This is a genomic window from Rhizobium beringeri, from assembly GCF_004306515.1.
Classification (GTDB): Bacteria; Pseudomonadota; Alphaproteobacteria; order Rhizobiales; family Rhizobiaceae; genus Rhizobium; species Rhizobium beringeri.
Map to the genome: position 1 here is coordinate 358,715 of NZ_SILG01000004.1, position 24,429 is coordinate 383,143.

23 protein-coding genes are annotated in these 24,429 nt (G+C 60.9%); 16 read left to right on the top strand and 7 right to left on the bottom strand.

The genetic code is table 11. The features are described 5' to 3' along the window. Positions 1-137 precede the first annotated feature (137 nt). The 6 genes from ELH03_RS31280 to ELH03_RS31305 all read right to left on the bottom strand — a co-directional run bounded on the left by ELH03_RS31280 (position 138) and on the right by ELH03_RS31305 (position 7,085). Entirely contained in the window at positions 138-1,790 is a 1,653-nt protein-coding gene (locus tag ELH03_RS31280) for a GMC oxidoreductase (RefSeq protein WP_128409592.1), read from the bottom strand. An 83-nt stretch (positions 1,791-1,873) separates the two neighbouring features. After that, positions 1,874-2,959: an ABC transporter ATP-binding protein gene (locus ELH03_RS31285; RefSeq protein ID WP_128409593.1), complete on the bottom strand. Its 1,086-nt coding sequence runs from the start codon at positions 2,957-2,959 to the stop codon at positions 1,874-1,876. Positions 2,960-2,966: 7 nt separating this feature from the next. Further along, the gene (locus tag ELH03_RS31290) at positions 2,967-3,851 is read right to left on the bottom strand and encodes a carbohydrate ABC transporter permease (protein WP_130659995.1); all 885 of its coding nucleotides are present in this window, start codon (positions 3,849-3,851) and stop codon (positions 2,967-2,969) included. Continuing rightward, positions 3,851-4,738, bottom strand: a complete 888-nt coding sequence (locus ELH03_RS31295; RefSeq protein ID WP_130767314.1) for a carbohydrate ABC transporter permease — start codon at positions 4,736-4,738, stop codon at positions 3,851-3,853. Before ELH03_RS31295 ends, ELH03_RS31290 begins: the two co-directional genes overlap by 1 nt. A 102-nt stretch (positions 4,739-4,840) precedes the next feature. After that, positions 4,841-6,073 carry an ABC transporter substrate-binding protein gene (locus ELH03_RS31300; RefSeq protein ID WP_130767315.1) on the bottom strand — a complete coding sequence of 411 codons (1,233 nt, stop codon included), beginning with the start codon at positions 6,071-6,073 and terminating at the stop codon, positions 4,841-4,843. Positions 6,074-6,131: 58 nt separating this feature from the next. Beyond that, on the bottom strand, positions 6,132-7,085 hold the full coding sequence (locus ELH03_RS31305) for a sugar phosphate isomerase/epimerase family protein (RefSeq protein ID WP_128409618.1): 954 nt from the start codon (positions 7,083-7,085) through the stop codon (positions 6,132-6,134). Positions 7,086-7,306: 221 nt separating this feature from the next. Between ELH03_RS31305 and ELH03_RS31310 the strand changes: the two genes are divergently transcribed. The 11 genes from ELH03_RS31310 to ELH03_RS31365 all read left to right on the top strand — a co-directional run bounded on the left by ELH03_RS31310 (position 7,307) and on the right by ELH03_RS31365 (position 19,269). Next, positions 7,307-8,377 (top strand): LacI family DNA-binding transcriptional regulator, encoded by a 1,071-nt coding sequence (locus tag ELH03_RS31310; protein ID WP_128402917.1) that lies wholly within the window; start codon positions 7,307-7,309, stop codon positions 8,375-8,377. Positions 8,378-8,613: 236 nt separating this feature from the next. Then, complete coding sequence (locus tag ELH03_RS31315) at positions 8,614-10,488, top strand: adenylate/guanylate cyclase domain-containing protein (protein ID WP_130659992.1); 1,875 nt, start codon at positions 8,614-8,616, stop codon at positions 10,486-10,488. 116 nt (positions 10,489-10,604) lie between these two features. Continuing rightward, positions 10,605-11,927: a gluzincin family metallopeptidase gene (locus ELH03_RS31320; protein ID WP_128402919.1), complete on the top strand. Its 1,323-nt coding sequence runs from the start codon at positions 10,605-10,607 to the stop codon at positions 11,925-11,927. Positions 11,928-11,943: 16 nt separating this feature from the next. Continuing rightward, positions 11,944-12,546 carry a hypothetical protein gene (locus tag ELH03_RS31325; protein ID WP_113542810.1) on the top strand — a complete coding sequence of 201 codons (603 nt, stop codon included), beginning with the start codon at positions 11,944-11,946 and terminating at the stop codon, positions 12,544-12,546. 710 nt (positions 12,547-13,256) lie between these two features. After that, positions 13,257-13,697 carry an acetyl-CoA carboxylase biotin carboxyl carrier protein gene (locus ELH03_RS31335; RefSeq protein ID WP_128402921.1) on the top strand — a complete coding sequence of 147 codons (441 nt, stop codon included), beginning with the start codon at positions 13,257-13,259 and terminating at the stop codon, positions 13,695-13,697. Then, the gene (locus ELH03_RS31340) at positions 13,697-15,082 is read left to right on the top strand and encodes an acetyl-CoA carboxylase biotin carboxylase subunit (RefSeq protein WP_130767316.1); all 1,386 of its coding nucleotides are present in this window, start codon (positions 13,697-13,699) and stop codon (positions 15,080-15,082) included. The genes ELH03_RS31335 and ELH03_RS31340 overlap by 1 nt, the downstream gene beginning before the upstream one ends. Beyond that, the gene (locus tag ELH03_RS31345; protein ID WP_128402923.1) at positions 15,079-15,504 is read left to right on the top strand and encodes an acetyl-CoA carboxylase biotin carboxyl carrier protein; all 426 of its coding nucleotides are present in this window, start codon (positions 15,079-15,081) and stop codon (positions 15,502-15,504) included. Before ELH03_RS31340 ends, ELH03_RS31345 begins: the two co-directional genes overlap by 4 nt. After that, positions 15,501-16,208 carry a 5-oxoprolinase subunit PxpB gene (pxpB, locus tag ELH03_RS31350; protein ID WP_130767317.1) on the top strand — a complete coding sequence of 236 codons (708 nt, stop codon included), beginning with the start codon at positions 15,501-15,503 and terminating at the stop codon, positions 16,206-16,208. The genes ELH03_RS31345 and pxpB overlap by 4 nt, the downstream gene beginning before the upstream one ends. Next, positions 16,205-17,200 (top strand): 5-oxoprolinase subunit C family protein, encoded by a 996-nt coding sequence (locus tag ELH03_RS31355; RefSeq protein WP_130767318.1) that lies wholly within the window; start codon positions 16,205-16,207, stop codon positions 17,198-17,200. Before pxpB ends, ELH03_RS31355 begins: the two co-directional genes overlap by 4 nt. A gap of 37 nt (positions 17,201-17,237) precedes the next feature. Then, positions 17,238-18,005: a 5-oxoprolinase subunit PxpA gene (locus tag ELH03_RS31360; RefSeq protein WP_130767319.1), complete on the top strand. Its 768-nt coding sequence runs from the start codon at positions 17,238-17,240 to the stop codon at positions 18,003-18,005. Between the two features lie 61 nt (positions 18,006-18,066). Further along, entirely contained in the window at positions 18,067-19,269 is a 1,203-nt protein-coding gene (locus ELH03_RS31365; RefSeq protein ID WP_130767320.1) for a pyridoxal phosphate-dependent aminotransferase, read from the top strand. A gap of 94 nt (positions 19,270-19,363) precedes the next feature. Here ELH03_RS31365 and nac read toward each other — a convergent pair whose 3' ends face one another. Next, on the bottom strand, positions 19,364-20,269 hold the full coding sequence (nac, locus tag ELH03_RS31370) for a nitrogen assimilation transcriptional regulator NAC (protein ID WP_130767321.1): 906 nt from the start codon (positions 20,267-20,269) through the stop codon (positions 19,364-19,366). A 247-nt stretch (positions 20,270-20,516) separates the two neighbouring features. Between nac and ELH03_RS31375 the strand changes: the two genes are divergently transcribed. Genes ELH03_RS31375 through ELH03_RS31395 form a run of 5 tightly spaced genes read left to right on the top strand, consistent with a single transcriptional unit; the run spans position 20,517 to position 24,384 of the window. Then, the gene (locus tag ELH03_RS31375; protein WP_130767322.1) at positions 20,517-21,296 is read left to right on the top strand and encodes an SDR family oxidoreductase; all 780 of its coding nucleotides are present in this window, start codon (positions 20,517-20,519) and stop codon (positions 21,294-21,296) included. Beyond that, entirely contained in the window at positions 21,293-22,000 is a 708-nt protein-coding gene (locus tag ELH03_RS31380; protein ID WP_128402930.1) for an amino acid ABC transporter permease, read from the top strand. The genes ELH03_RS31375 and ELH03_RS31380 overlap by 4 nt, the downstream gene beginning before the upstream one ends. Further along, positions 21,997-22,755: an amino acid ABC transporter permease gene (locus ELH03_RS31385; RefSeq protein ID WP_077980868.1), complete on the top strand. Its 759-nt coding sequence runs from the start codon at positions 21,997-21,999 to the stop codon at positions 22,753-22,755. The genes ELH03_RS31380 and ELH03_RS31385 overlap by 4 nt, the downstream gene beginning before the upstream one ends. Further along, the gene (locus ELH03_RS31390; RefSeq protein WP_128402931.1) at positions 22,752-23,516 is read left to right on the top strand and encodes an amino acid ABC transporter ATP-binding protein; all 765 of its coding nucleotides are present in this window, start codon (positions 22,752-22,754) and stop codon (positions 23,514-23,516) included. Before ELH03_RS31385 ends, ELH03_RS31390 begins: the two co-directional genes overlap by 4 nt. A 31-nt stretch (positions 23,517-23,547) precedes the next feature. Continuing rightward, entirely contained in the window at positions 23,548-24,384 is an 837-nt protein-coding gene (locus tag ELH03_RS31395; RefSeq protein WP_128402932.1) for an ABC transporter substrate-binding protein, read from the top strand. Positions 24,385-24,429 lie beyond the last annotated feature (45 nt).

The window sequence follows — 24,429 nt, forward strand, 5'->3', positions numbered from 1 at the left end:
ATCCGGTGTAATGAGCGGGGTGAGAACGGTCCTTTAAATCTTCGGCAAAGAAGGCGCATCCGCTCGTCTCCCAGCCAATCAAACGCGGAGAGAGTGACATTCCAACTTTGCAGAAACAGGACACTTCGACTTGGCGGCTACAGCCGTCCCGTCCGGTACTGGTCGACAAGGTTCCGGCAGGCGCGGATCGTCAGGGCCATGACGGTGAGCGTGGTGCCGGCGATGCCGCTGCCGGGGAAGGCGCTGGCGTCGGTGACGATGAGGTTCGGGGCATCCCAGACCTGGTTGTAGGGATTGAGCACAGAAGCTTGCCGGTTTTCGCCCATGCGCGCGCCGCCCGTCTCATGGATTGCAGCGCCCATGCACATGGTCTTGCGGAACCATTTGCGGAACATGAAGCGGCTGAAGGCATCGGCTTCGGGAAAGGCGCCCTTGCCCATCTCCTTGAGACCGGTGGGCGAGCCGATGAATTCGAGGTCGCCGCCGACCTCATTGATCATCGCGATCAGCGTTTCCTCCTGCCTTCTGAGCAGCGCCTGCTCCTCCTCTTGCATGACGCAGCGGATATGCGGCACAGGAATGTTCCAGGCATCCCTACGCCTGACGTCGAGCGTGATGCGATTATCTGCATAGGGCAGCATGCGGCCGAAACCGAAGAAGGCCAGACGTGCATCTGAGTCACCAGAGACCGGCGCGCGCCCGACGCTTCCCTGGTAGTCGAAATCGCCGCGGGCGGCGTCGCCCTCGCCGAAGCGGGGAATGAAGATCCCACCCGATGGATTGTAGAACGGGTCGGTCGGCGCGGACTCGTCGACCGCCCAACCCTTCGCCTCCGAAAAGGAGCCGAAGGCGAGGCACGGAAGCTGATCCATGAAATAGCGGCCGAGAGCGCCCGAGCTGTTGCCGAGGCCATCAGGATGTTTCGCCGACGCCGAATTCAACAGCAGTCGCACACTCTCTATCGGCGAGGCCGAAAGCACCACCGTCGCGGCGCGCGCGGTCGATACCTCGCCCGTATTACGATCGATGAACTCTGCGCCAGTGGCGCGGCCGGTCTTCTCGTCCGTGGTGATGCGGCGAACGACGGCGTCGTAACGGACGGTCAGTTGGCCGGTCGCCTTTGCTTCTCGCAGCGGTCGCGGCATGCGGTCGGCGTCGGGCGCAATGTAGCGCCAGGAGACGACGTGCCTTTCCGGCCAGCGGCTTTCGACCGCCTGCTTGAAGATCTGTTCGGCGGGCGTCAGGTTTGCCGGCTTCGCATAGACGCCGTCCGGCAGGGTCGGCGCGTTGTCCTTGTTGCCGTAGAGCCCGAGATAGGCCTCGACCTCGTCGTAGAAAGGCACCAGTTCTTCATAGGAGACCGGCCAGTCCACGCCCTTTCCGGCGCGTGAGCGGATCTTGAAATCGTCGTCGGTCCAGCGCAGCAGCACCCGGCCGAAACTGTGGAGGCGCCCGCCGCCCTGGCGGCCGCGGATCCAGAGGAAGGGCTCGCCCTTCGGCGTCGTATAGGGGTTCTTGCGGTCGTTGACGAAGAAGTGGCTGAAGCGCTCGGTGAAAAACGCCGCGCGCGCCTGGATCGGCTGGCCCTTTAGGGTGGCCCGCGCACGCTCCCAGATATTAATGCTGCTTGCCGGCGCCTTCTTGCGCGCGGGATCGAAATCCTTCGGCCCGACGGCGGGGCCGGCCTCAAGCAGCAGCACCGACAGCCCCTGTGCCGTCAGTTCTTTTACCGCGAAGGAACCCGCCGCGCCGGAGCCTATCACCAGCGCATCATAGACGATCTCAGACATGTCTTTTCAAATCCTGTCCTGGAGCAATCCTCAAAACGGCGCGAAACGCACCCGGAATTGCGGGAAAACAAAGGGATCGCACGTCACAGCCGCGATCCGTCAGCGCCGAAGAGAGACGCCTTGGCGATATTGAGCCCGGGCGCCAGGGCATCACCGGGCTCAAGGGTGACATCGCCCATCAGCCGGAGCGACAGGCTTTGGTCTGCCCAGTCGAACCAGACAACAGCGTCCGAACCCATCGGCTCGACGACGGAAACGCGGCCCGGAATGGTGGGCAGGCCGCTCGTGGCCCCATCGAGCACAAGGTGTTCCGGGCGAAAGCCGAGTGTAGCAGGCCCTTCCGCCGCGACTGCACGGAAGGAATAACTGGAGAGATCGATGCTCAGCCCGTTGCCCAGGAAGACGGGCGCCGCCCCATCGCCGCGCTCGATCCGGCCCTCGATGAAATTCATGGCCGGAGCGCCAATGAAACCGGCAACGAAGAGATTGGCCGGGCGGCGGTAGATCTCGGCCGGCGAGGCGAGCTGCTGGATCACACCGTCGCGCATGATGGCGATGCGGTCGGCAAGGGTCAGGGCCTCGACCTGGTCGTGGGTGACGTAGATCATCGTATTACCGAGACGCTGGTGCAGCTTCTTGATCTCGACGCGCAATTCGTTGCGCAGTTTGGCATCGAGGTTCGACAGCGGCTCGTCGAAGAGGAAAACATCCACTTCGCGCACCAGCGCCCGGCCGATGGCGACGCGCTGGCGCTGGCCGCCCGACAGTTCGGCAGGACGCCGGTCGAGCAGCTTGTCGAGTTGGAGAAGGGCGGCGGTGCGGGCGACACGGGCCTCGATCTCGGCCTTCGGCAGGCCGGCGACGCGAAGTCCGAAGGAGAGGTTCTTGCGGACCGACATACGCGGATAGAGCGCGTAGGACTGGAAGACCATGCCGATGCCGCGGTCCTTCGGCTCCTCCCAGCTGACGTTCTTGCCCGAGATCCAGACTTCGCCTGCGGTGATATCCTGGAGGCCGGCAATGGCGTTCAGAAGCGTGGACTTGCCGCAGCCGGAAGGGCCGAGCAGCACCAGGAACTCTCGCGGCGCGATGTCGATCGACATCTTCTCGATCACCGTATGGTCACCATAGGCGATCTTCAGGTCCTTGACGGAGACGGCAGATTGCATGGAAGCGTTACCCCTTGACTGCGCCGGCCGCGATGCCGCGCACGAACCAGCGGCCGGACAGGAAATAGATGGCAAGCGGAACGATGGCAGTCAGGATCGTCGCCGCCATGTTCACGTTGTAAGTTCGCTCGCCCATCGTGGTGTTGACGATATTGTTGAGCTGCACGGTCATCGGCAGGTTGTCGCGCCCGGCAAAGACGAGACCGAGCAGGAAGTCGTTCCAGATGCCGGTGAATTGCAGCATGGAGACCACGACGACCATCGGCACGGCAATCGGCAGCATGATCTCGAAAAAGATGCGCCAGAAACCCGCGCCGTCGACGCGCGCCGCCTTGCAGAGCTCCTCCGGCACGCTGACGAAATAGTTGCGGAAGAGCAGCGTCACCAGCGGCAGGCCGAAGATGACATGCACGAGAATGATGCCGGCCAGCGAATTGTAGAGATCGATATTCGCCATCGCCCGGACCATCGGATAGAGGAAGATCTGGTAGGGGATCAGGCCACCGGCCATCAGCAGGCCGAAAAGCAGGTTTGCCCCGCGCGGCCGCCAGAGCGACAGCGCATAGCCATTGACGGCGCCGATGAAGACCGACAGCGCGACCGAGGGAAGGGTGATCGCCACCGAATTCCAGAAGCCGCTGCGAATGCCGACGCAGACAGTTCCCATGCAGGCGCCCGACCAGGCGGTGGCCCAGGCAGAGAAATCGAGCGTGGCCGGCAGGGCAAAAATCTGCCCGAGCCGGATTTCGTCCATGGACTTCAGGGAGGTGACGACCATGGTGTAGAGCGGCAAAAGGAAGAAAAGCGCGGCGATGAAAAGGAAAGCATAGAGGCCGACGCGCCCAGCAGTGATCTGTGCCGGCTTCGGGCCGTTCGGATGAAGACGGGCCATCACGCAGCCCCCTTTGCTTTGTCACGCATGTGCATGATGTAGCGGAACGGGGCGACTGCGATGATCACGCCGAGGACAAGCACCGTCGCGCCGGCTGTGGCGAGGCCGAGGTTCTGGCGCCCGAACAGATTGTCCATGATGAATTTCGCGGGAACCTCGGTCGCATTGCCGGGGCCGCCATTGGTCATGGCGACGACGATGTCATAGGTCTTGATCACGCCCATCGCGAGCAGCATGCCGGCCGCGGCCAGCGCCGGCCCAAGCTGCGGCAGGATGATCGAGACATAGATGCGCCAGACGGGAATGCCATCGATCCGCGCCGCCTTCCATTGCTCTGCCTCGATGCCACGCATGCCGGCGAGCGCAATGACCATGACGAGGCCCGCGCCCTGCCAGACGCCGGCAAGCACCAGCGCATAGATCGCCATGTCGCGATTGACCACCCAGTCGAGGACGAAGCCTTCCCAGCCGAGCGAACGCACGCTTGCCTGGATGCCGAGCGTCGGATTGAGCATCCATTGCCAGATCAGCCCGGTCACCACGAAGGACATGGCGTAGGGATAGAGGAATATGGTCCTGAAGGCGCTTTCGAAGCGGATCTTACGATCCAGCGCCGCCGCCAGCAGGAAGCCCAGCAGCAGACAGCCTGCGACGTATAGGACGCCGAAGATCAACACGTTTTGCAGCGAGGCCAGCCACTTTGCGGAAGAGAAGAGCTTCGAATACTGCGCCAAGCCGACATAGGTCGAGGACGGAAAAAGCGTCGAATTGGTAAAGGACAGGAGGATCGACCAGGCCATGGTGCCGATGAAGACCACGACCGCGACGAACCATGTCGGCAGCAGGGCGATGGTGGCGGAAAGATTGGGCTTGCGTTTGACGGACATCGGCCAGCTCGTTGACGGAGTGGAAAGCAGGGCTCGGGCCGCCGCTTGAGGCGGCAGCCGGCAGCCGTGGCGTCGGATCAGGCCGACGCCACGAGCACTATCCTACTCGAAGATGGCGAAGAAGTTTTCGGCCGCAGCACCTGCATCGTTCGAGCCGCCGCTCCAGTATTCGTCGACGAAGTCGTCGAGTGCGCCGACCTGCTGGGGCGTCAGCACGATCGCCTGGTCCGGTACGATCGCACCGGCGCTCATCAGCTCGACACCCTTCTGCGCGCAGGCGTCCAGCTTCGACTTGTCGACATCGGCGCGCATCGGAACCGAGCCCTTCTTGAGAGCGAATTCGACCTGGATGGCCGGGTCCATGACGACTTCGGCGAGGAGTTTCTGGGCCTTGTCGGTTTCGGCCTTGCCGGTCTTGGGGAACCAGAGGGCGTCGGCGATGTAGACCATGCCCTTCGACTCCGGAACGATCATGCAGCCATAATCCTTGCCCGCTTCCTTGCCAGCGACGGTGAACTCCCCCTTGGCCCAGTCGCCCATGAACTGCACGCCGGCCTTGGCGGTGATCAGCATGGCGGTTGCGTCGTTCCAGTTGCGGCCGGCTGCACCCGCATCGACATAACCACGCAGCTTGCCGAGGATTTCAAGGGTCTTCTTCACGCCTTCGACGGATGCCGGGCTCTTGTCCTTGTCGACATAGATCTTCAGGAAGCCGTCGATCCCGACCTGCGAGAGCAGGATCATGTTGAAGACCTTGGTCTGCTGCCAGGGCTGGCCACCCCAGGCGACCGGAACCATGCCGGCAGCCTTCAGCTTGTCGAGATCGGCAAAGAGCTCGTCCCAGGTCTTGGGCTCTTGCGCGATGCCGGCCTTCTCGAAGGCTTCCTTGGAATAGAAGAGCCAGCTTTCACCATGGGCGCCGGTCGGCGCAAGGTAGACCTTGCCATCATAGGAGATGAGATCGTGGATCGATTTCGGCAGGGCGTCGGCCCATTTGCCGGAGGAGGCCACGTCGTCGATCGGATTGAACAGGCCCTGGTTGATGAAATCGGCGGCAGCGAGACCGATGACGCCCTGCTTGGCGCCGGGCGCGTCACCGGCGACGATACGGTTCTGGAAGGCGGCATCGGCCGCACCAAAGCCGGCGATCGAGGAATCCTTCCAGACGCCGCCGCGCTTTTCGAACTCGGTCTTGATGACGTTGAGGGCTGCCGCTTCGCCGCCCGACGTCCAGGACGACATGATCTCGATCGTCGGCTTGTCCTCTGCATGCGCCGAGGCGAAGAGGCCGGCGATTGCTGCGCCGGCAAGAAAAAGCTTCATCATGTTCTTCATTGTTCCACCTCTTGAAAATGCCCTCTTTGCGGGGCGTTCGTTGTCTTAGGGATGACTGTCAGCGATAGATCGGCAGGAGCGCCTGCCGGACGAGCGTGAGCCCGTTGGCGATGTCGCGGACGGGATCCGGCGCGGCATCGAGTTCGAGGATCGCCCAGCCTTCATAGGCCCGGTCGCGCAGCAGCCGGATCCAGGCCGGCCAGTCGACCCGTCCGAGGCCGAAGCTGCAGAAATAGGGCTGGTGGCGTTCATGGATGTGCTTGTCGATCGGCGTGTCGGCGGGCATCGGGCCGATTGCATCCTTCCAGTGGGCGATGATCATGCGCTCGTGATGGCGATCGACGAGCTGGACGGGATCGGAGCCGGCAACGATGATATGGGCCGTGTCGGGGCACATGTGCACATAGGCCGGATCGGTCAAAAGCATCATCAGATCGACATCGCGCGCGGCAGCAAAGATCGAGTGCGCCTCGGTGTGGAGCGCAAGCCGCACGCCCCTGGCATAGAGGGTCGCGCCGAGCCGGTTCAGAAAATCGGCGATCACCTTGGCGCGGTCGAAATCATGGAACCGCACCGGCTGGGCGCCGAGCGTCTGGCGTAAGGGCGCGCCGATCACCATGATGTCGCTGCCGCAGGCTTTCAGGAAGTCGGCATATCGTTCCGCCTTGTCGATCAGCGCGCGCTGGGCCTCGGGCTCAGCGAAATCGCCCGCTGCCTCCAGTTCCGCGAAGAAGCCGCTGCACAGCGTCAGACCGCGTCTTGCCAGTTCGGCTGCGAAGGCGTCGACGGAGCCATAGGTCTTGATGGCGTCCTGCCAGTTGAAGGGAGAGAAGGTCAGCTCGACACCGGTAACGCCCGAGGCCTGGACGCTATCGAGGATCTTGTCCCAGAAGGCGCGCGGCTCGGCGCGTGCATGGTCGACGATCGCATCGTGGCTGTCGACGCCCCAGAAGCCGGGATGGAAGAATGTCACAAGATCGACGCCGAAGCGCAGCCTGTCGCCAGTAGCCATAGCCAATCCATTTCTCGAGGCATGACCTACCCGCGTGCAGAAGGTAATTCCGCATCCAATAAGTCATGGATTTTCAACGCATTAAGAAATGGCAATCGTTTGCCATGACTAGATAATAGCCAGGCCGGTTTTTTAAGCAAGCGATTTTTGGCAAACGTTTGCTATAAATCGCTCCCTGCCTTAAAGTTGCAATTCGAAGCATCCGGGAGAATGAAATAAATATGAACAAAAACAAGGATGTGACTGGAGAGGAGCAATCAGGCGCGTTGATGGCCGATGTCGCGCGGCTCGCCGGCGTTGCGATATCAACAGTCAGCAGGGCGCTCGCCAATCCCGGGCGGGTCAACGAGAAGACGCGCGCCAAGATCAATGCCGCGGCCAGGCAACTGGGCTACACCCCGAACGCGATGGCGCGTGGCCTCAGGGTCGGAAAATCCAACATCATCATGATCATTCTGCCGGGATCGCTCTACTACGGCGCCTCCCAGGTCATTCCGCAGGTGCTGCAGAGTATCAATAAATCGCTGATCCAGGGCGGCTACAACCTGATGATCGCCAACCTCGATCGCGACGAGATTTCCGAACGACACATTCTCGACCTCGCTTTCGGCGGCAGCGTGCGCGGAGTCATCATCCTGTCGTCGAAGCTTCCGGAGGTTGACGGACGCTCGCTGGCCAATTCCGGCCTGCCGATCGTGTCGATGCTGCTCGATATGAGCGATGCCGGCCTGCAGAGCGTCGTTACGAACGACCGCGAAGCCGTGCGCGACGTCACGGCCGAACTGATCCGATTGGGCCATCGACGGTTCTTCTATCTTGCAGGGCCCGAAGGCAATTATCACGATGTCGAGCGCTACGGCGGCGTGCTCGAGGCGCTCGAGGCGGCAGGATTGTCCGAGGACTCGGTGCATCGCTCGGGTGGTCATCTCGATTATCAACATGGCTTCGACATTGGTGTCCAGGCGGCGGATGATTTCGCCGAGTTGACCGAGAAACCGACAGCCGTCATCGCGACCAGCGATGACATGGCCATTTCTTTTGTCAGCCGTATCCAGGGCGCGGGCTTGCGCATTCCCGGTGATCTGTCCGTCGTCTCCTTCGACGGCTCCCCCGTCTGCGAATTTTGCTCTCCGCCACTCTCGACGATCAAGCAGCCGGTGGAAGAGATGGGGCGCGCCGCGGTGGATCTCCTGCTCGACGCCATTGGCCAGAGGCAGAATACGGCGGCGGTGCGCACCGTCATCCGCAGCAGCCTGATCTTGCGGGAGAGCATCGCTGCTCCGAAGAACTGACGGAGCCGGCCGCGGCGAGGGGATTACCCTCGACATCATTCAAAACCCGCCGCTTGATCCTTGGTACTTCGATCTCTTGTCGGTCGACGCCATTACAGCCCCACAGTGTTCAGCGTAAACTGTTGGTTTGGCGACAGAGGGATATTTTAGTTGTCAGTAATACAATCATCCGGCAACATGATCGGCTAACTTCTAGAATTGAGTAATATTGCCACCAGCACGTTGGGGAGACGGGCATGTGTGCAGAGCTTGTCGAGCGCCGATTGGCGGCTATCCTGGCCGCCGATGTGGTGGGCTACAGCCGTCTCCTGGAGGCAAACGAAGAGGAGACGCTTAACGCCCTTCGTCAGCATCGCCGCGAGCTCTTCGATCCAGCTGTCGCGAACCATGGCGGGCATATAATCAAGTTGATGGGCGACGGTTTCCTGGTCGAGTTCGGGAGCGTGCTCAGTGCTGCACGATGCGCAGTCGAAATCCAGCGCGGCATGCTGGAGCGCAACATGGGGATTCCAGCGGACAGGCACTTCGCGTTCCGGATAGGCTTGAATCTGGGCGATATCGTCTTCGATGCGGATGACTTTCATGGGGACGGCATTAATGTGGCGGTCCGGCTGCAAGCCCTTGCAGCTCCGGGCGGCATTGCCTGTTCGGCGGCAGTGCGCCACGAAGTCGCAAACAAGCTCGGTCTCGATTTCGCAGATCAGGGCGCCATGAACGTCAAGAACATTTCCCGTCCGGTCCATGTCTATTTTGCCGATTGGGGCAATGTCGCCTCCAGCGAGGAGGTTCCGCTTGCCGCAGGTACCCACACACGGGCACCCGTCAACAAGCCATCCGTTGCAATCCTGCCATTCGCTAACATCAGCAACGATTCCGAGCAGGATTTTTTCAGCGACGGCATCACTGAAGATCTCATCACGGACCTATCGAATGTTTCAGGCCTATTCGTACTGAGCCGCAACACCGTCTTCACGTGGAAAGGCCGGAGCGAAAACCTGCAGCGCATCGCCGGAGAACTCGGCGTTGCCTATATCGTGGAGGGCAGCGTCCGCAAGGCAGGCAACCACGTACGAATCAATGCGGAATTGATCGAAGCAGCCAGCGACGGCCATGTATGGGCCGCGCGTTACGACCGCGACCTCACCGACATCTTCGAAGTGCAGGACGAGATCGTGAAGGCGATCGTCGAGCAGCTTAAGGTCAAGCTGCTTCCAGAGGAGAAGAAGGCTATCGAGCAGGCGCCGACAGGAAGCGTTGAAGCCTATACGCATTTCCTCAGGGGGCGAGAATACTACCATATTGCCTCGCGCTCGAACCACCTGATGGCCAGGCAGAGTTTCGCCAGAGCCATCGAATTGGATCCGGGCTATGCCCGCGCTTATGCCGGAATCGCGGTTTGCGATGCGCGTCTGCGGTCTCAGTTCGGTGCGGAAATTCCCGTGGAGGCCATTCTCGCGAACACGGCGACGGCGCTCGTTATCGATCCCAATCTAGCGGAGGCACATGCGGCCAAGGGGTTTGCGTTGGCGGTGGCCGGCAATCGCGCTGAGGCGGTTTCAGCATTCGAACAGGCTTTGTCGCTCGACGCCAATTGCCACGAGGCGAACCGGTACTATGCCGAATTTTGCGTCACCGACGGTCAGTTCGAACTAGCGGCCACGCACTTTCAGCGCGCAATGGAAATCAAGCCTGCCGATTATGGTGCGCCGATCATGCTCGTGAACGTCTTTCGTTCGCTCGGGCAAATAGACAAGGCCAGTAGCTATGCGCGGATCGCGTTGAAAAAGGCCGAGGAGGAACTGCGGCTTCACCCGGAGAATGCCAATGTTGCCTGCCTGGGAGCGACGGCACTGGCCTTTCTCGGTGTCCGCGACATGGCACTGGAATGGTTGGCGCGCGCGCTGGCGACGGATCCCAACGACATAAACATCCAGTACAATGCCGCCTGCACCTATGCACTGCTTGGCGAAATCGACAGAGCGATAGATTTGCTTGAGGTCTGGCTACCTCAGGTTGGCATCGAGATGCGGCTGTGGTTCAAGAACGATTCCGACCTCGATTCCATTCGCAGTCACCCGCGCTATTCGAGGTTGGTTGAGCCGTCTGAATAACGCCCGGTACATTCGGTAAGCCGGCCCTAATACTATTTCATTACTTGCTAAAATTCTCGCGAGCGCCGAAGGTCAACTTAAACTGGCAATCATAAAAGTCTTTTGAGGGGGAGCGGATGGGCACCCGGTTCAGACTTTTTGTACAGCCTCCATTTGAAGATGCTCGGTCCAGTCCCGAGATTGTCGAAGTGTCGTCTCCGCTGGGTAGCCTGACAGCTGGTCCGGCCGACGATCGCATGTTCGTTGTGGAGCCGGTTGGCAAGACCGGTCCTTACGGTGTCAACCGCGGACCGCTCGGAACGCCGTACATGTATCTGCCGCCCTGGACCGGCAAAATCCTCGAGCCGGCCACCCCCGACGACTGCGGCAATTTCGACTATCTCCGATCTTCGATGGCTGGCTTCGAAGCCGCGCATGTTTTTGGTTGCGTGCGATTCACACTGGATGTGTGGGAGCGCTATCTCGGCCAGCCGCTCACCTGGCATTTTCGCGATCATTATGACCGTCTGGAAATCTCGATCCTGCCGCGATGGGACAACGCTCAATACGGCTATGGTTTCCTCGAAGTTGGGAGCCAGTTCGAAAACGACGGGCGCGTCCTTCCCTTCAGCCTCGATTTCGACGTCATCGCTCATGAGGTGGGGCACGCGATCATCTTCAGCGTACTGGGCGTGCCGCGCCCGGGAACCGAGTATCCGGAATATCTCGGTTTCCAGGAGGCCTTCTCAGATTGCGTCTCGCTGATCGCGGCCATGCATTTTCCGTCCGTGATCGACAATGTTCTCGAGGAGACGCGCGGCAACCTCTACCGGGCAAATCGCCTGGCGCGCTTTTCGGAATTTTCGCCGCATCGCCAGATTCGTTCGGCAAACAACAAAAGGACGATGGCCGACTTCGCTCGTGGGTGGAAGGACGAACACGAGCTCTCGCAACCGCTCACCGGTGCAATATTCGACATCCTCGTCGACATCTTTCATGAGAGCCTGGTGGTCCGCGGCTTGATCTCGCCTGCCGTTGAAAATCTCGCAGATATTGCCGAGTTCGATCCTTCTGCTGAGGCAACCGTGCAGCATGCTTTCGACCGCGCTTTCGCGCGCAACTCGGATGGTTTTGTCGAAGCATTGCTCGACGCACGAGACGTCGTCGGGACGTATCTGGCGGAAACCTTGTGGGCTCTTGCTCCCGACTTCCTGGACTACGGCGACGTGGCGAGAACGATGCTTGCGATTGATCAGGACGAAAGTGGCGGCCAATTTGCGAGGATCATCAGCAGGAACTTCAGGCAACGGGCGATCGGCGAATTGCATGCTGGCGCACACCTCAAAGGCGGCGAGCATCGCAGCCATGTCCACTCTGCGCGGATCTTGCTGCCGATAGACCATCTGGAGCTTCCGAAGATGAGCTATCGCGAGAAAGTTCTGCTGTCGAAATTGGCATAGGTCAATAACCAGGTAGATGGAGGCAGACGTGGCAGACAATGAAACCTTACTCGGCGTATCAGCGGTATATTTGTTCGGGCGTGAACTTAGTGATCTTCTTCTGAGAGGCGACGTTTATCAGCCTCTGATCGGAAATCCTTCGGGAGCGAATAGTTTTCTGAGGGGTCAGCTCAGCGCGGACGACGCGACTCTTGCGCGAATCTACGCTTTCTCCTTCGAGGGAACTTTCGTTGAATTAAGCCGGCCGGCTATCTTCGTTGTCCACGGCAGCGGCGCGAATCCCGACGATCCACCTCCGAGGAACGTCGATGGCGATATTGAATACGACAGATTGTCTCGGTCCCCAGGTTCGAGTGCACGAACAGGCCTCGGCTCCCAAATCGGAGCTCTCGCCAAGGATATGAAGGTCTGGATCTATGACAAGGGCGATCTCTCGATGAGGCTTGATGCCCAAACGGGAACCCTTGAGCAAATCCTGCTCTCGGCCGAGGCCTCGGCTGATCCTCGAGGAATGGCGAGCGGCGGATTGTCCAGATCGGGCGGTGCCTTGTCCCGCTCCGGCGGCGTGATGTCGAGATCAGGCGGATTCATTCCTCGCAGATCGGGCGATGGTGATTAATTTTACGGATAAGGATGGACCAGGGAGGCTAATATGCCCGCGAAAACTACACTCGAAATTGTGCGTTTGGACCCCAAGCCTGTGCAAGCTCCGTTACGCACACGAACGCCGTTTACACTCATAGGCCACGGCTTTGGTGAGGGGATGGAGGTATATGTATCTACGAAGGAGGACGGCAGCGATAGAGTTGACGTCGAAGTACTTCCAGATGATTCTGCTACGAGCACCGACAAGGTATGGCCAGTCGTCGCTAAGCCGGCGCTCGGCGCTAAGCCTACCGATACCACCAAAAAGCCGCCCGACTCACCCTTGTGGATTGTAATAAAACTGAATGGCCAGAAGAGCGCCATACAAGGATTTTTGATCGTCTGATTGTTGAGAGATCACGGCAATTCGAGCCGACGCTCTGCGGCTTGGCCAACCACTGTCCTCATACTCAGTCCGCCCATCGGTCGCGCCGTCCAATGGGTGCGACCGACAGACAGACCTGCGAGAGAAGCGGGTGCGATGAAGTGTGATTCTATTTCGTCTCGCCGGCGCAGGCTGCCATTCAGGGCGTCCAACGACATGGCTCATGGGGCGCCGATTGCGCTCCATCAAAACTTCGTCTGACCCCATCAGTCGACGCGTCGTGCTACGAAAAATCACAACACCGGGCGACGTGAAACTTCGGGTCCGCGCGGTGGAATTCTGAAATTCCGAGCACGCACATGGACCTCTCGAAGATCAAGACGCTGATCGACTTTGTCGGACGATCTAACATTACCGAGCTGACCGTGACGGAGAAGGACGTGACGGTTCGGATCTTCCGCACGTCGCCGGGTCAGGAGGCTGCTGCCGAGCCCCAGCAAGAGGCAGGATCGACGACAAGCCTTGCCCAGGATGCTGGCTCCGATTTGCCTTCGATGCCTGAGAAAACCTACGCGGTGAAGGCGCCGGTCTTCGGCGTTCTGCACCGGACGCCGGCGCCCGGGGAGCCGCCATTCGTCGCAATCGGTGACGAGGTGGAGGAGGGGCAGACCCTTTTCATCATCGAGGCAATGAAAGTCTTCAACACGATCGCCGCGCCGCGGTCAGGGCGCATTAAGCACCTCACCGAAATCGACGACGGCGAGGTCGAGACCGGCGATCTGCTGGCGGAGATTGCCTGATGCCGGAAACGCCTGAACAATCTGCGGCCGGCCGCTTCGATACCGTTCTGATCGCCAACCGCGGCGAGATCGCAGCCCGGATTCAGCACGCCTGCCGCGAGCTCGGCCTGAAGGCGGTCGCCATCTGCTCCGAGGCGGACAGGGAAGCGCCTTACGGCAGCACTGCAGACAGCTTTATCTGCATCGGCCCGTCGAGTGCTGCCAAGAGCTATCTCAATCAGGATGCCATCCTTCTGGCTGCTCGTCTTGCCGGTGCAGGCGCCATCCATCCAGGTTACGGTTTTCTGTCTGAAAACGCCGCCTTCGCCGACGCCGTCGAAAAGGCCGGGCTGATCTTCATTGGTCCGACCGCGTCATCGATTGCGACCATGGGCGACAAGATCTCGGCAAAGCGCGCGATGATGACGGCCAGCGTGCCCTGCGTTCCCGGTCCCGACACCGCGCTGCCCGATGATCCCGCCACGATCGGGCGCATAGCGCTGGAAATCGGATATCCTGTCATCATCAAGGCAGCCGGCGGTGGCGGCGGACGTGGCATGCGCGTCGTGCCAAAGGCCGACGTGCTGCATGAAGCAATCGCTCTGACGCGAGAAGAGGCCCGCAAAGCCTTCGGCTCACCCTCGCTCTACATGGAGAAATTCTTAGAGCATCCGCGTCACATCGAGATACAGGTTATTTGCGACGATCACGGCAATGCTGTGTGGCTCGGACACCGGGATTGCTCGATGCAGCGCCGCCATCAGAAAGTGGTGGAGGAAGCGCCGGCGCCTGGGATCGCGCCCGATATCATCCAGCCGGTCGGCCTGGCTTGCGTAGAGGCCTGCCTTCAGATCGGCTACCGGGGCGTCGGAACCTTCGAGTTCCTCTATGAGGATGGCGCTTTCTATTTTATCGAGATGAACACGCGACTTCAGGTCGAACATCCCGTCACCGAGATGACGAGCGGTGTCGATATCGTCCAGGCGCAGATAAGGGCGGCTCAGGGTCACGTTTTGGATCTCACCCAAGGTGATGTGACATGCGAAGGCCATTCCTTCGAATGCCGCATCAACGCCGAGGATCCGGAAACCTTCCTGCCGTCGGCGGGTGTCGTCACCCATCTGGCTTTGCCTGCGGAACCAGGCATCCGCGTCGATACGCATATTCATGCCGGCTACAAGGTCTCGCCCTATTACGATTCGCTGATCGCCAAGCTGATCGTCCATGCACCGACGCGGGCGGAAGCGATGGCAAGAATGCGCGAAGCGCTTGCCGGCACTGAGATCGAGGGGATTTCCACCAACATCCCCTTCCTGCGCGCCCTGTTCGAGGACGACGCATTCGCGCGCGGCGAGACGGACATTCACTATCTCGAACAATGGCTGAAGCTGCGGAGGGCGGCATGAGCGCGATCGATTTCAGCGATCCGGCGACCATCGCATTGCTCACCGAGGCGTTGACGGCCGCCGGTGTGGACGGTCTTGAAATCTCCCGGCCGGGCGGACAGCTTCGCATCGTCGTCGCCGGAAAAGACGGCGCTCGGATCAGCTCGACCGGAGCGATGCCGCGCACTCCTGGCTCCGCGTCGGCCGTCGTGAAGGCGCCGATGGCCGGCCGCTTCTGTGTCGAGCACCCGGCCACCTCCGCCGCGCCGCAAAATCTGCCACGCTCGGTATCCGATGTGGATATCGTCGGCTTTGTCGAGGTAGGGCATATCCTGCTCCCCCTTCGCGCCGGCCGTTCCGGTGTTCTGACCAGGCTGCTCGCGGAGCCTGGTGCGCTGGTCGGCTTCGGTGATCCTCTGTTCGAAATCGAGCTCCAGTCATGATCGTCACGACGAACAGACATGCATCGCAACGCGAGATCGTTCCGGCCACCAAAAGCCTGGCGCGGGTTTCCTCGATCGGCGCCAGATCCTTCTTGCTCGAGGCGCCAGGCGATTTCGATCTCATCGCGCAGCGGCGGATCTGGGCTCTGTCCCAGACTGTGAAAGGCTGGACGGACCTTGCGGAAAACATTCCGGGCATGACCAATCTGCTGGTGATCTTCAAGGAGACGCCCGAGGATCCTGATGCGGTAGTCTCCCGGCTGCTGGAGGCATGGGAGAATGCCCGCAGCATCGATCTCAAGGGCAAGACCATCGAGATCCCCGTCCATTATGGCGGCGAATATGCGACGGATCTTCCGGCCCTTTGTGATCTCTCTGGCTTGAGCGACCGCGAGGTCGTCCGCATCCATCATGAAGCGACCTACCGTGTCTTCGCCTTGGGCAGCGCTCCCGGTTTCGGTTATCTGCATGGTCTCGATCCGCGCATCTACATGCCGCGAAAGACCGTGCCCTCGCTGAAAATGCCGAAGGGCTGCGTGACCATCGGCGGCATGCAGACCGGCGTCGCCATGCTTACAGGTCCGAATGGCTGGAATTCCATCGGCTATGCGACACTCGAGATGTTCGACCCCGCGTCGCCGACCCCCGCCATGATGGCGCCGGGAGATACGGTGCGGTTCCTGCCGGCAGGGATTGAGCTATGATCGAGATCTTGGAAAGCGGCCCGTTCAACACAGTGCAGGATCTTGGCCGCCCCGGCTATCGCGACATCGGCGTATCGGCCAGTGGCGCCATGGATCCGCTTGCGGTCCGGATCGGCAACATTCTCGTTGGCAATGACGACAATGCGGCTGTGATCGAGGTGCAGACCTTCCCGTTCAGCCTGCGTTTCGAGCAGCGCGTGGTCTTTGCCGTTACCGGCGCTGACGGCAATCCTCATCTCAACGGATCGGAACTGCTTCCCTGGTGCGCCTATCTCGCGGAGCCCGGACAGGTTCTCGAACTGAAACAGCCCCCGCGGCTCGCGCGCTCCTATATTGCGCTCGGAGGCGGGCTGGATATTCCCGTTGTCATGGGTTCGCGAAGCACGTCGCTACGCGGCGGTTTCGGCGGCAATGCCGGCCGGCCTTTGGCGAAGAGCGATCGGATCGCGGTCGGCGAGGACGCAGAGATCGCCATGCTGCCGGCCTCTGGGCTCGCCGTCGTCGAACCGGCCGTGGCGCTACGCGATGTCTTCCCGGCACAGATCGACGGCGCATTATCGATCCGCGCCCTGCCGGCCGGCGAGCATGATCTTTTCGCCGGCGATGGCGAAGCCTTCTGGAGCCAGACCTGGAGGATTTCCTCCCGAAGCGACCGGACGGGCTACCGCCTGTCCGGCGAGCCCATCACGCCGACGGCGTCCATCGAGATGCGCTCCCACGGTGTCGTGCCCGGCGTGATCCAGGTTCCGCCCGGTGGCGAACCGATCGTGCAGATGAGCGATGCCAACACCGCCGGCGGATATCCGAAGATCGCCGGCGTGATCGAATGCGATCTCTGGCGGCTCGGCCAAGCCCGGATCGGCGCCCGCCTGAAGTTCGTTCGCTCGACGCATGCGGAGGCGCGCAGGGTGGAACAGGCTGTCGCCGGCTATGTCGAGGACGTCAGGCAGACATCCCGAATGGTCAAGCGCGCCTTGAAGGCGATGGCCTAATGCATGTCGTCCAAAAGGCCGTCAAAAGGAGGAACTGATGAAGATCGATCTGAATTCCGACATGGGCGAAGGATTCGGTCCCTACCGGCTGTGCGACGACGAAGCGATGATGAAACTCGTCTCGTCGGCCAACATCGCCTGCGGTTTCCATGGCGGCGACCCGGATACGATGGGACGCATGGTCCGGCTTGCGAAGCTGAACGACGTCGGCATCGGCGCGCATCCCGGTTTGCCTGATCGGCCGGGTTTCGGCCGGCGCGAAATACCGTTTCCGGCAGATGAGCTTCGCCAGCAGATGCTCTATCAGCTCGGCGCACTGATGGCGATCGCCAAAGCCGAGGGTGTCACTGTCTCCCATATCAGCTTCCACGCGGCCATGGGCAATATGGTCAACCGCGATCCTGTGCTGGCCGATCTGATGATGGATGCGATCGCCACGGTCGATGCTGGTCTCGTCGTCTTCGTGACCCATGGCAGTGAGATTCAGCAGGCGGCCAGACGCGCGCGTTTGAAGACGCTGGCGCTTTTCCTTGCGGACCGGGCCTATGACGCCGGCGGAAAACTCGTCGCGCGCGGGCTCGCTGGCGCCGTCATCAAGGACGAAGCCGCGGTGCGTGCGCGTGTGCGACAATTCCTGCTCGAAGGAACCGTCGAGACAATCGACGGAGCCGTGATCGCGATGCCGGCCCGCTCCATTCTCGTCCACAGCGACACACCCGGCGCCCTCGAGCTTGCCGGCATCGTACGCGGCGAGATCGAAGCCACGGGTGCTGCGCTCGCGCCTGCCGCCGAACTCGCCGACTGACGCAATCCCGATCGCCCGCGGGCGGTTTCCCGTTCCCATCTCTCATCGAAGGACCATGTCGATGTCCGTCATCGCTGACCGCCTGAAAAACGTCTCCATATCCGCATCCGCCGCCATGACCCAACGCGCCAGGGAACTGGCCGCCAAAGACATCAAAGTTGTCAGCCTCTCGTCCGGCGAGCCGGATTTCCCCACTCCGGCGCACGCGATCGAGGCGGCCCATGCGGCCGCTCTTGCGGGCGATACGAAATATCCTCCGATGGACGGCACACCGGCGCTGAAGTCCGCCATCATCAGGAAGTTCAAACGGGACAACAATCTCGACTATGATGCCAGCCAGATCGTCGTCTCGGGCGGCGGCAAGCAGGTGATCTTCAATGCCATGCTGGCAACCTGCAATCCGGGCGACGAGGTCGTCATTCCAACACCCTCCTGGGTCAGCTATGCCGACATCGTCAAATTCGCCGGCGGCGTCCCGGTCGCTGTCCCCTGCCACGAGCAGGCCGGCTTCAAGCTGCGTCCTGAGGATCTGGAGGCAGCGATCACGCCGCGCACCAAATGGCTCTTCCTGAATTTCCCGAACAATCCGACCGGAGCCGCCTGCTCCCGGGCGGAGATGGCTGCCATCGCCGAGGTCATGCTGCGTCATCCCAATGTCTGGATCATGACCGACGATATCTATGAACACCTGGTCTATGACGACTTCCAGTTCTGCACGATCGCCGAAGTCGAGCCCAGGCTCTATGATCGCGTCCTGACGATGAACGGCGTTTCCAAGGCCTATGCAATGACAGGCTGGCGCCTCGGCTTTTGTGCGGGTCCGAAAGACCTGATCTCCGCCGTCAGCAACGTCAACGGCCAGAATGGCGGCGGCATCGCGACGCTGACGCAGGCTGCGGCGACCGCTGCCCTGGATGGGCCTCAGGATCTCTTGAAGGAGCGGGCCGCGATCTACAAGGAAAGACGCGACTTCGTTCTCGACAGATTGTCTGAGGTGGAAGGGCTGCGCTGCCATCGGCCCGAAGGCGCCTTCTACATCTACCCCAATATCTCATGGCTGATCGGCAAGACCAGCAAGGGCGGGCGAAAGATCGAAACCGACGTCGATTTCGTCATGGCGCTCGTCGACGAGCATCATGTCGCGACCGTGCAAGGGGCGGCTTACGGAATGAGCCCATTCTTCCGTATTTCCTACGCGACGAGCATGGAAAAACTCGGCGAAGGATGCGCGCGCATAGCTCAATTCTGCAAGGATATGCGCTGATCGCCAACGCACTTTAGATCTGAATTCAGATCTAGAGCAAAGAAAGGGAGCATGATGTCGTCCGAAAACCGCTCACACTTTTCGGCATCATGCTCTAGCTTTTCAGCCGCGCCGTCAGCTCGAGAAGGATGTCTCTGACGGCGAGGGCCGGTTCCGACAAGGGATTCTGATCGGAAACGCAAAGCGACAGGGTTTCTTCGATCCGTGGCGAGACGAGCCGGCAGATCAGCGGCTCGCTCGATTCCGATACGATGCGGTCGGCGATGGCTTTCGGCATGATCGTCGCGCCGAGACCGCTGCCCACCGCACGGGCGAGGGTACGGACGATCTCGACTTCCGCCACGACTTTCAAATTGGTGCGCGTGCGGGTGAAGGCGGTATCGACCGCGCGGCGGACGAAATTATAGGCCGGCGGCAACAGCAGCGGTATTCCGTCGAGAGCATTGACCGAAACCGGTTTCGCATCCGCTTCGATCGCAAAGTCCCGATGCGCGACAAGGAAAAACTCTTCGCTGAGGATCGGCTCGAACCGGACACCCTTGATCGGCCCGGTTCCATGGAGAAGCGCCATCTCCAACCGGCCATTCATGATCATCTGGCTATAGGTCTGGCCGACACTTTCGGTCAGGTGCAGCAGAATGCCGGGATGTCGTTTGCGGGTCTCCGCCAGGAGGTCGACTGACAGCGTGGCCGCACTGCTGAACGGCACCAGACCGACGGACACACGGCCGGCAAGCGAATTGCCGGCTGCCGATGCATCCGCTTGCGCCTGCTCCATCTGCCGAAGGATAATCTGCGCATGGCGATACACCGCGTGCCCCGCATCGGTCATGCTGACGCCCTGCTGGCTGCGGATCAGCAGCTTGTGCCCGAAATGCTCCTCTAGCGCCGCTAGCTGCTGGCTGAGAGCCGGCTGGGCGATATGCAGAAGGTCCGCCGCTCGCGTGATGCTGCCGCTGTCAACGATCACGATGAAAGATTTGAGGCGTCTGATGTCCATGAGGATCGGGGTACCGTTCTAATCTGCGCGGCTTACATGTTTGCAGACACGCATTGCTTTTGCAACGCGACGCGGTCGCTGACAACCGGAGTCGGGGATACTGCGAGGTGATGCTGACACCACCTCTTTCTCTTCTTCCAGCAGCCCTCCCGGCTCCATAACCGTTGCTTATTGCTCCAGAGATAATCGGTCTTAGGCAAGGGGTTAAAGCTTCGCTACTGTCTCAATCAACAACAAGGGAACGACAATGCCATTCTCCGACTACAAGACCGCACTGGTGACCGGCGCATCCTCCGGTATCGGCGCAGCCGTGGTTGAGCGGCTCCGCCGGGAGAACATCGAGGTCCATGCCGTTGCCCGCAGTGCCGAAGCGCTGCAGCAGCTGGCCGCACGGACGGGCTGCGTCGCCCACGTCATCGACGTGACCGACCGCCAGGCAATGGCCGAGCTCACGCGTCGGGTGGAGTTCGATATTCTCGTCAACAACGCTGGTGTCGACCGGCCGAAGAAATTCCTGGAAGCCGACGAGGGCGATATCGATCTCATCGTCGACGTCAATCTCCGGGCGGTCTTGCACATCTGCCGGCTGGTCGTGCCCGGCATGGTGGCGCGCGACCGCGGGCACGTCATCAACATCTCGTCGATCGCCGGCGCCTACAATTTCGGCGGAAACTCGTCCTATCACGCCACCAAGGCAGGGGTGAGCATGCTGTCCAACCAGCTGCGCATCGACGCTTTCGGCAAGCGGGTACGGGTCACGGAAATCTGCCCCGGCCGGGTCGCCACTGACATTTTCAATCACGTCCATGGCGATGACCCGAGCATCCGCGAACGGTTCATCGACGGCTTCGAATTGCCGCAGGCAGCCGATATTGCCGACGCGATTGCCTTCGCCATAGCAGCCCCCGTCGCCGTCAACATCGGACACATGGAGATCACGCCGACGCTGCAGGTCATGGGCGGTCTGCAAACGGCAAAGCCCCAGCCTGCGGCGAAGCCGGATCGATCCGAGGAGCCAAGCCCGTGAGCGGTTTCGACCTTTCGGCAATCCTGGGAAATCCGGAATATACCGCCATGCTGCTGCATGGCATCGAGATGACCTTCATCATCTATGCCGGCTCCTGGTCGATGGCGATGGCGCTGGCGCTTCTGCTGCTGGCTTTGCGCTTGTCGCCCTTTCGTTTCGGCGATCCGTTAGTTGCCGCTTACGTCTCCTACCACCGGAACGTCCCCACCCTGGTTCAGCTGATGCTGTGGTACTTCGGGATTTTCACGCTGATGCCGAGCGGGGTAGCGACATGGCTGGCAGTCCATAATGCGGAAGCCATCTTCGCGGTGATCGGGCTCGGGCTTTGCCAGGCGGCCTATTTCAGCGAAGATCTTCGTTCCGGCGTACGCTCGGTCAGCCCCGGCCAAATGCAGGCAGCCCGCGCGCTTGGCCACGGCTATGTCTCGGCGATGCGTTTCGTCATCATGCCGCAGGGCGTGCGCAACGCGCTGCCGCCGCTCATCAATCACAGCGTTTCCCTGTTCAAGAACAGCAGTCTCGCCGTCGTCATCGGAGCCTCGGAGCTGACGCATGCCGTCAAGGAAATCGAGAACCTCAGCTTCCGGACCTTCGAGATCTACCTGGTCGGCACGGTTCTCTACCTTTTCTTCTCGCTCGTGATCATGAGCATCGGCGCCTATCTGTCGATGCGCACCGATCCTGCCAGGAGCGCACGCGCATGATCCACGACATGATCGCCATCGTCCAAGACTACTGGCTGCTGCTGCTGATCGGCCAATATCCGAACGGGCCGCTTGGCGGGCTCGCCAACACGCTGATCCTTTCGGCGCTCAGCATCGCTCTCGCCTTTCCGGTCAGTATCCTCTTCGCGCTGGCGAGGCTCTCCAAATCGCCGCTGCTGCGCTGGCCGGTCACCGCGCTCGTCTATTTCACCAGGGGCGTGCCGCTCTTGATGCTCATCCTGTGGAGCTATTTCCTCGTTCCGCTGCTGACCGGCGCTGATGTGCCGAGCTTCGTCACGATGCTGACCACACTGGTGGTCTATCAGAGCGCGTTCCTGAGCGAAGTCGTCCGTGCCGGCATCGTCGCGCTCGGACCGGGCCAGATGGACGCGGGGCGTGCGCTTGGCCACGGCTATCTCGGTGCGATGCGCTTCATCATCCTGCCGCAGGCGCTCTACAACATGATCCCGAGCATCATCTCCACCTTCGTCTCGACGATCAAGGACACGACGCTCGGCTACGTGATCAACGTGCCGGACCTGACCTTTGCCGCAAGCCAGGTCAACAACCAGCTCCTGACGCAGCCCTTCCAGGTCTTCCTCATTCTGGCGATCGTCTACTTCGCCATCTGCTGGACGCTCACCTACTTCGCAAATCGCCTCGAGCGGAGCATCACGCGGCGGCGTGCGGGACTTTCCAACCTTCCCTCTGCCGCCTTGGTCGCGCCATCGAAAATCATATCGGAGCAGCTATGACCATGTCAGTTTCAGCACAGGAATTGCAGACGATCCGGCTTTCGCAGGTCTGCAAGAGCTACGGCGACTACCCGGTCCTGAAGGACATCGATGCACAGGTGACACGCGGCGAAGTCGTGGTCATCTGCGGGCCGTCCGGTTCGGGAAAATCGACGCTGATCCGCACGATCAATCGCCTCGAGGAGATCAACAGCGGATCGATTACCCTCGACGGGCAAAACATTCACGCCGCCATGCGGGCAAAGGAACTCAATGCGCTGCGCAGCCGGATCGGCTTCGTATTTCAGAACTTCAACCTGTTTCCGCACCTTTCGGTGGTCGAAAACGTGTCCATGTCGCCGATCCGGGTGAAAGGCGTGGCGCCGGATGTTGCTGAGGACAAGGCCCTCAAGCTTCTCGATCGGGTCGGCCTTGCCGACAAGGCCCGGGCCTATCCCGGTCAACTCTCAGGCGGCCAGCAGCAGCGGGTGGCAATCGCCCGCGCCCTTGCCATGGAACCGCCGGTGATGCTGTTCGACGAGCCGACCAGCGCGCTCGATCCTGAAATGGTCGGCGAAGTGCTGGCCGTCATGAAGAGCCTGGCGTCGGAAGGCATGACGATGCTCTGCGTCACCCACGAAATGGGTTTCGCGCGCGACGTCGCGGATCGGGTCTGGTTCATCGATGCGGGCCAGATCCTCGAAATGGCGACCCCCAAGGAATTCTTCAGCAATCCACGCCATCCCCGGGCTCAGCGTTTCCTCGCTGATCTCAGGCATTGATACCAACCACCAAAAACAAAGGAGAACAGCAATGAACTGGAAATGCCTAACCCTCACCGTCGCATTTGCCGGCGTGGCGGCCGCCGTGCCCGCAAAAGCCGATCAGCTCGACAACATCATCTCAGCGAAAACCCTGCGCTGCGCGACGTTCGCCGACGTTCCTCCCTTCGCCTCACCCGATCCGAAGACCCGCGAAATGGCCGGTTTCGACGTCGATCTTTGCGGCGCCATCGCCAAGGAATTGGGCGTCAAGGCTGAAATCAAGCCGGTTTCGGTCGAGGCGCGCGTGCCCGAGGTCAAGCTCGGCCGCGTCGATATCACCGTTGCCAACCTTGCCTATACTCTGAGCCGTGCTGAGCAGATCCAGTTCAGCGACCCCTATTACCTCGCCAAGGAAATGCTGATCGTGCCGGCGGACGATGCCGGCAAGAAGAAGGCCGATTATGCGGGCCAGCGCATCGCTTCGACCAAGGGGTCGACCTCCGAGATGTCGATCAAGCTCAACAAATCCGACCCGCTGACCTTCCAGGATACTGCCTCGGCCTATCTCGCCGTCCAGCAGGGCAAGGCGCGCGGCATGGTGGCCAACACCATGACGACGACCAAGTTCGTCAATGAATCGAAGAGCAAGGGCAAGGAAATGCGGATGATCGAGGAGCCGATGCTGTATCAGCCGATCGGCATCGGCATGGCCAAGGATCAGCCGGCGCTGACCGCCAAGATCAACGAGATTCTTCGCAAGCTCGACACATCGGGCGAGATCAACAAGATCTGGGACAAGTGGCTCGGTCCGGATACCGAGTATAAAATGACGCGCACCGACAAGGTCGTATCGCTCTCGGAGCTGAAGTTCGACCCGATCCCTTAAGACCTCAGCGTCTTCCAATGACGATATCCAAACGAAATCAGACGG

Coding starts and splice junctions, on each gene's coding strand:
- ELH03_RS31305 (WP_128409618.1), bottom strand. CDS start 7,085: ATGGCTACTGGCGACAGGCTGCGCTTCGGCGTCGATCTTGTGACATTC.
- nac (WP_130767321.1), bottom strand. CDS start 20,269: ATGGACATCAGACGCCTCAAATCTTTCATCGTGATCGTTGACAGCGGC.
- ELH03_RS31320 (WP_128402919.1), top strand. CDS start 10,605: ATGGGCACCCGGTTCAGACTTTTTGTACAGCCTCCATTTGAAGATGCT.
- ELH03_RS31345 (WP_128402923.1), top strand. CDS start 15,079: ATGAGCGCGATCGATTTCAGCGATCCGGCGACCATCGCATTGCTCACC.
- ELH03_RS31290 (WP_130659995.1), bottom strand. CDS start 3,851: ATGGCCCGTCTTCATCCGAACGGCCCGAAGCCGGCACAGATCACTGCT.
- ELH03_RS31365 (WP_130767320.1), top strand. CDS start 18,067: ATGTCCGTCATCGCTGACCGCCTGAAAAACGTCTCCATATCCGCATCC.
- ELH03_RS31310 (WP_128402917.1), top strand. CDS start 7,307: ATGAACAAAAACAAGGATGTGACTGGAGAGGAGCAATCAGGCGCGTTG.
- ELH03_RS31375 (WP_130767322.1), top strand. CDS start 20,517: ATGCCATTCTCCGACTACAAGACCGCACTGGTGACCGGCGCATCCTCC.
- ELH03_RS31335 (WP_128402921.1), top strand. CDS start 13,257: ATGGACCTCTCGAAGATCAAGACGCTGATCGACTTTGTCGGACGATCT.
- ELH03_RS31395 (WP_128402932.1), top strand. CDS start 23,548: ATGAACTGGAAATGCCTAACCCTCACCGTCGCATTTGCCGGCGTGGCG.
- ELH03_RS31390 (WP_128402931.1), top strand. CDS start 22,752: ATGACCATGTCAGTTTCAGCACAGGAATTGCAGACGATCCGGCTTTCG.
- ELH03_RS31355 (WP_130767318.1), top strand. CDS start 16,205: ATGATCGAGATCTTGGAAAGCGGCCCGTTCAACACAGTGCAGGATCTT.
- ELH03_RS31300 (WP_130767315.1), bottom strand. CDS start 6,073: ATGAAGAACATGATGAAGCTTTTTCTTGCCGGCGCAGCAATCGCCGGC.
- ELH03_RS31315 (WP_130659992.1), top strand. CDS start 8,614: ATGTGTGCAGAGCTTGTCGAGCGCCGATTGGCGGCTATCCTGGCCGCC.
- ELH03_RS31285 (WP_128409593.1), bottom strand. CDS start 2,959: ATGCAATCTGCCGTCTCCGTCAAGGACCTGAAGATCGCCTATGGTGAC.
- ELH03_RS31325 (WP_113542810.1), top strand. CDS start 11,944: ATGGAGGCAGACGTGGCAGACAATGAAACCTTACTCGGCGTATCAGCG.
- ELH03_RS31295 (WP_130767314.1), bottom strand. CDS start 4,738: ATGTCCGTCAAACGCAAGCCCAATCTTTCCGCCACCATCGCCCTGCTG.
- ELH03_RS31385 (WP_077980868.1), top strand. CDS start 21,997: ATGATCCACGACATGATCGCCATCGTCCAAGACTACTGGCTGCTGCTG.
- ELH03_RS31280 (WP_128409592.1), bottom strand. CDS start 1,790: ATGTCTGAGATCGTCTATGATGCGCTGGTGATAGGCTCCGGCGCGGCG.
- ELH03_RS31360 (WP_130767319.1), top strand. CDS start 17,238: ATGAAGATCGATCTGAATTCCGACATGGGCGAAGGATTCGGTCCCTAC.
- ELH03_RS31340 (WP_130767316.1), top strand. CDS start 13,697: ATGCCGGAAACGCCTGAACAATCTGCGGCCGGCCGCTTCGATACCGTT.
- pxpB (WP_130767317.1), top strand. CDS start 15,501: ATGATCGTCACGACGAACAGACATGCATCGCAACGCGAGATCGTTCCG.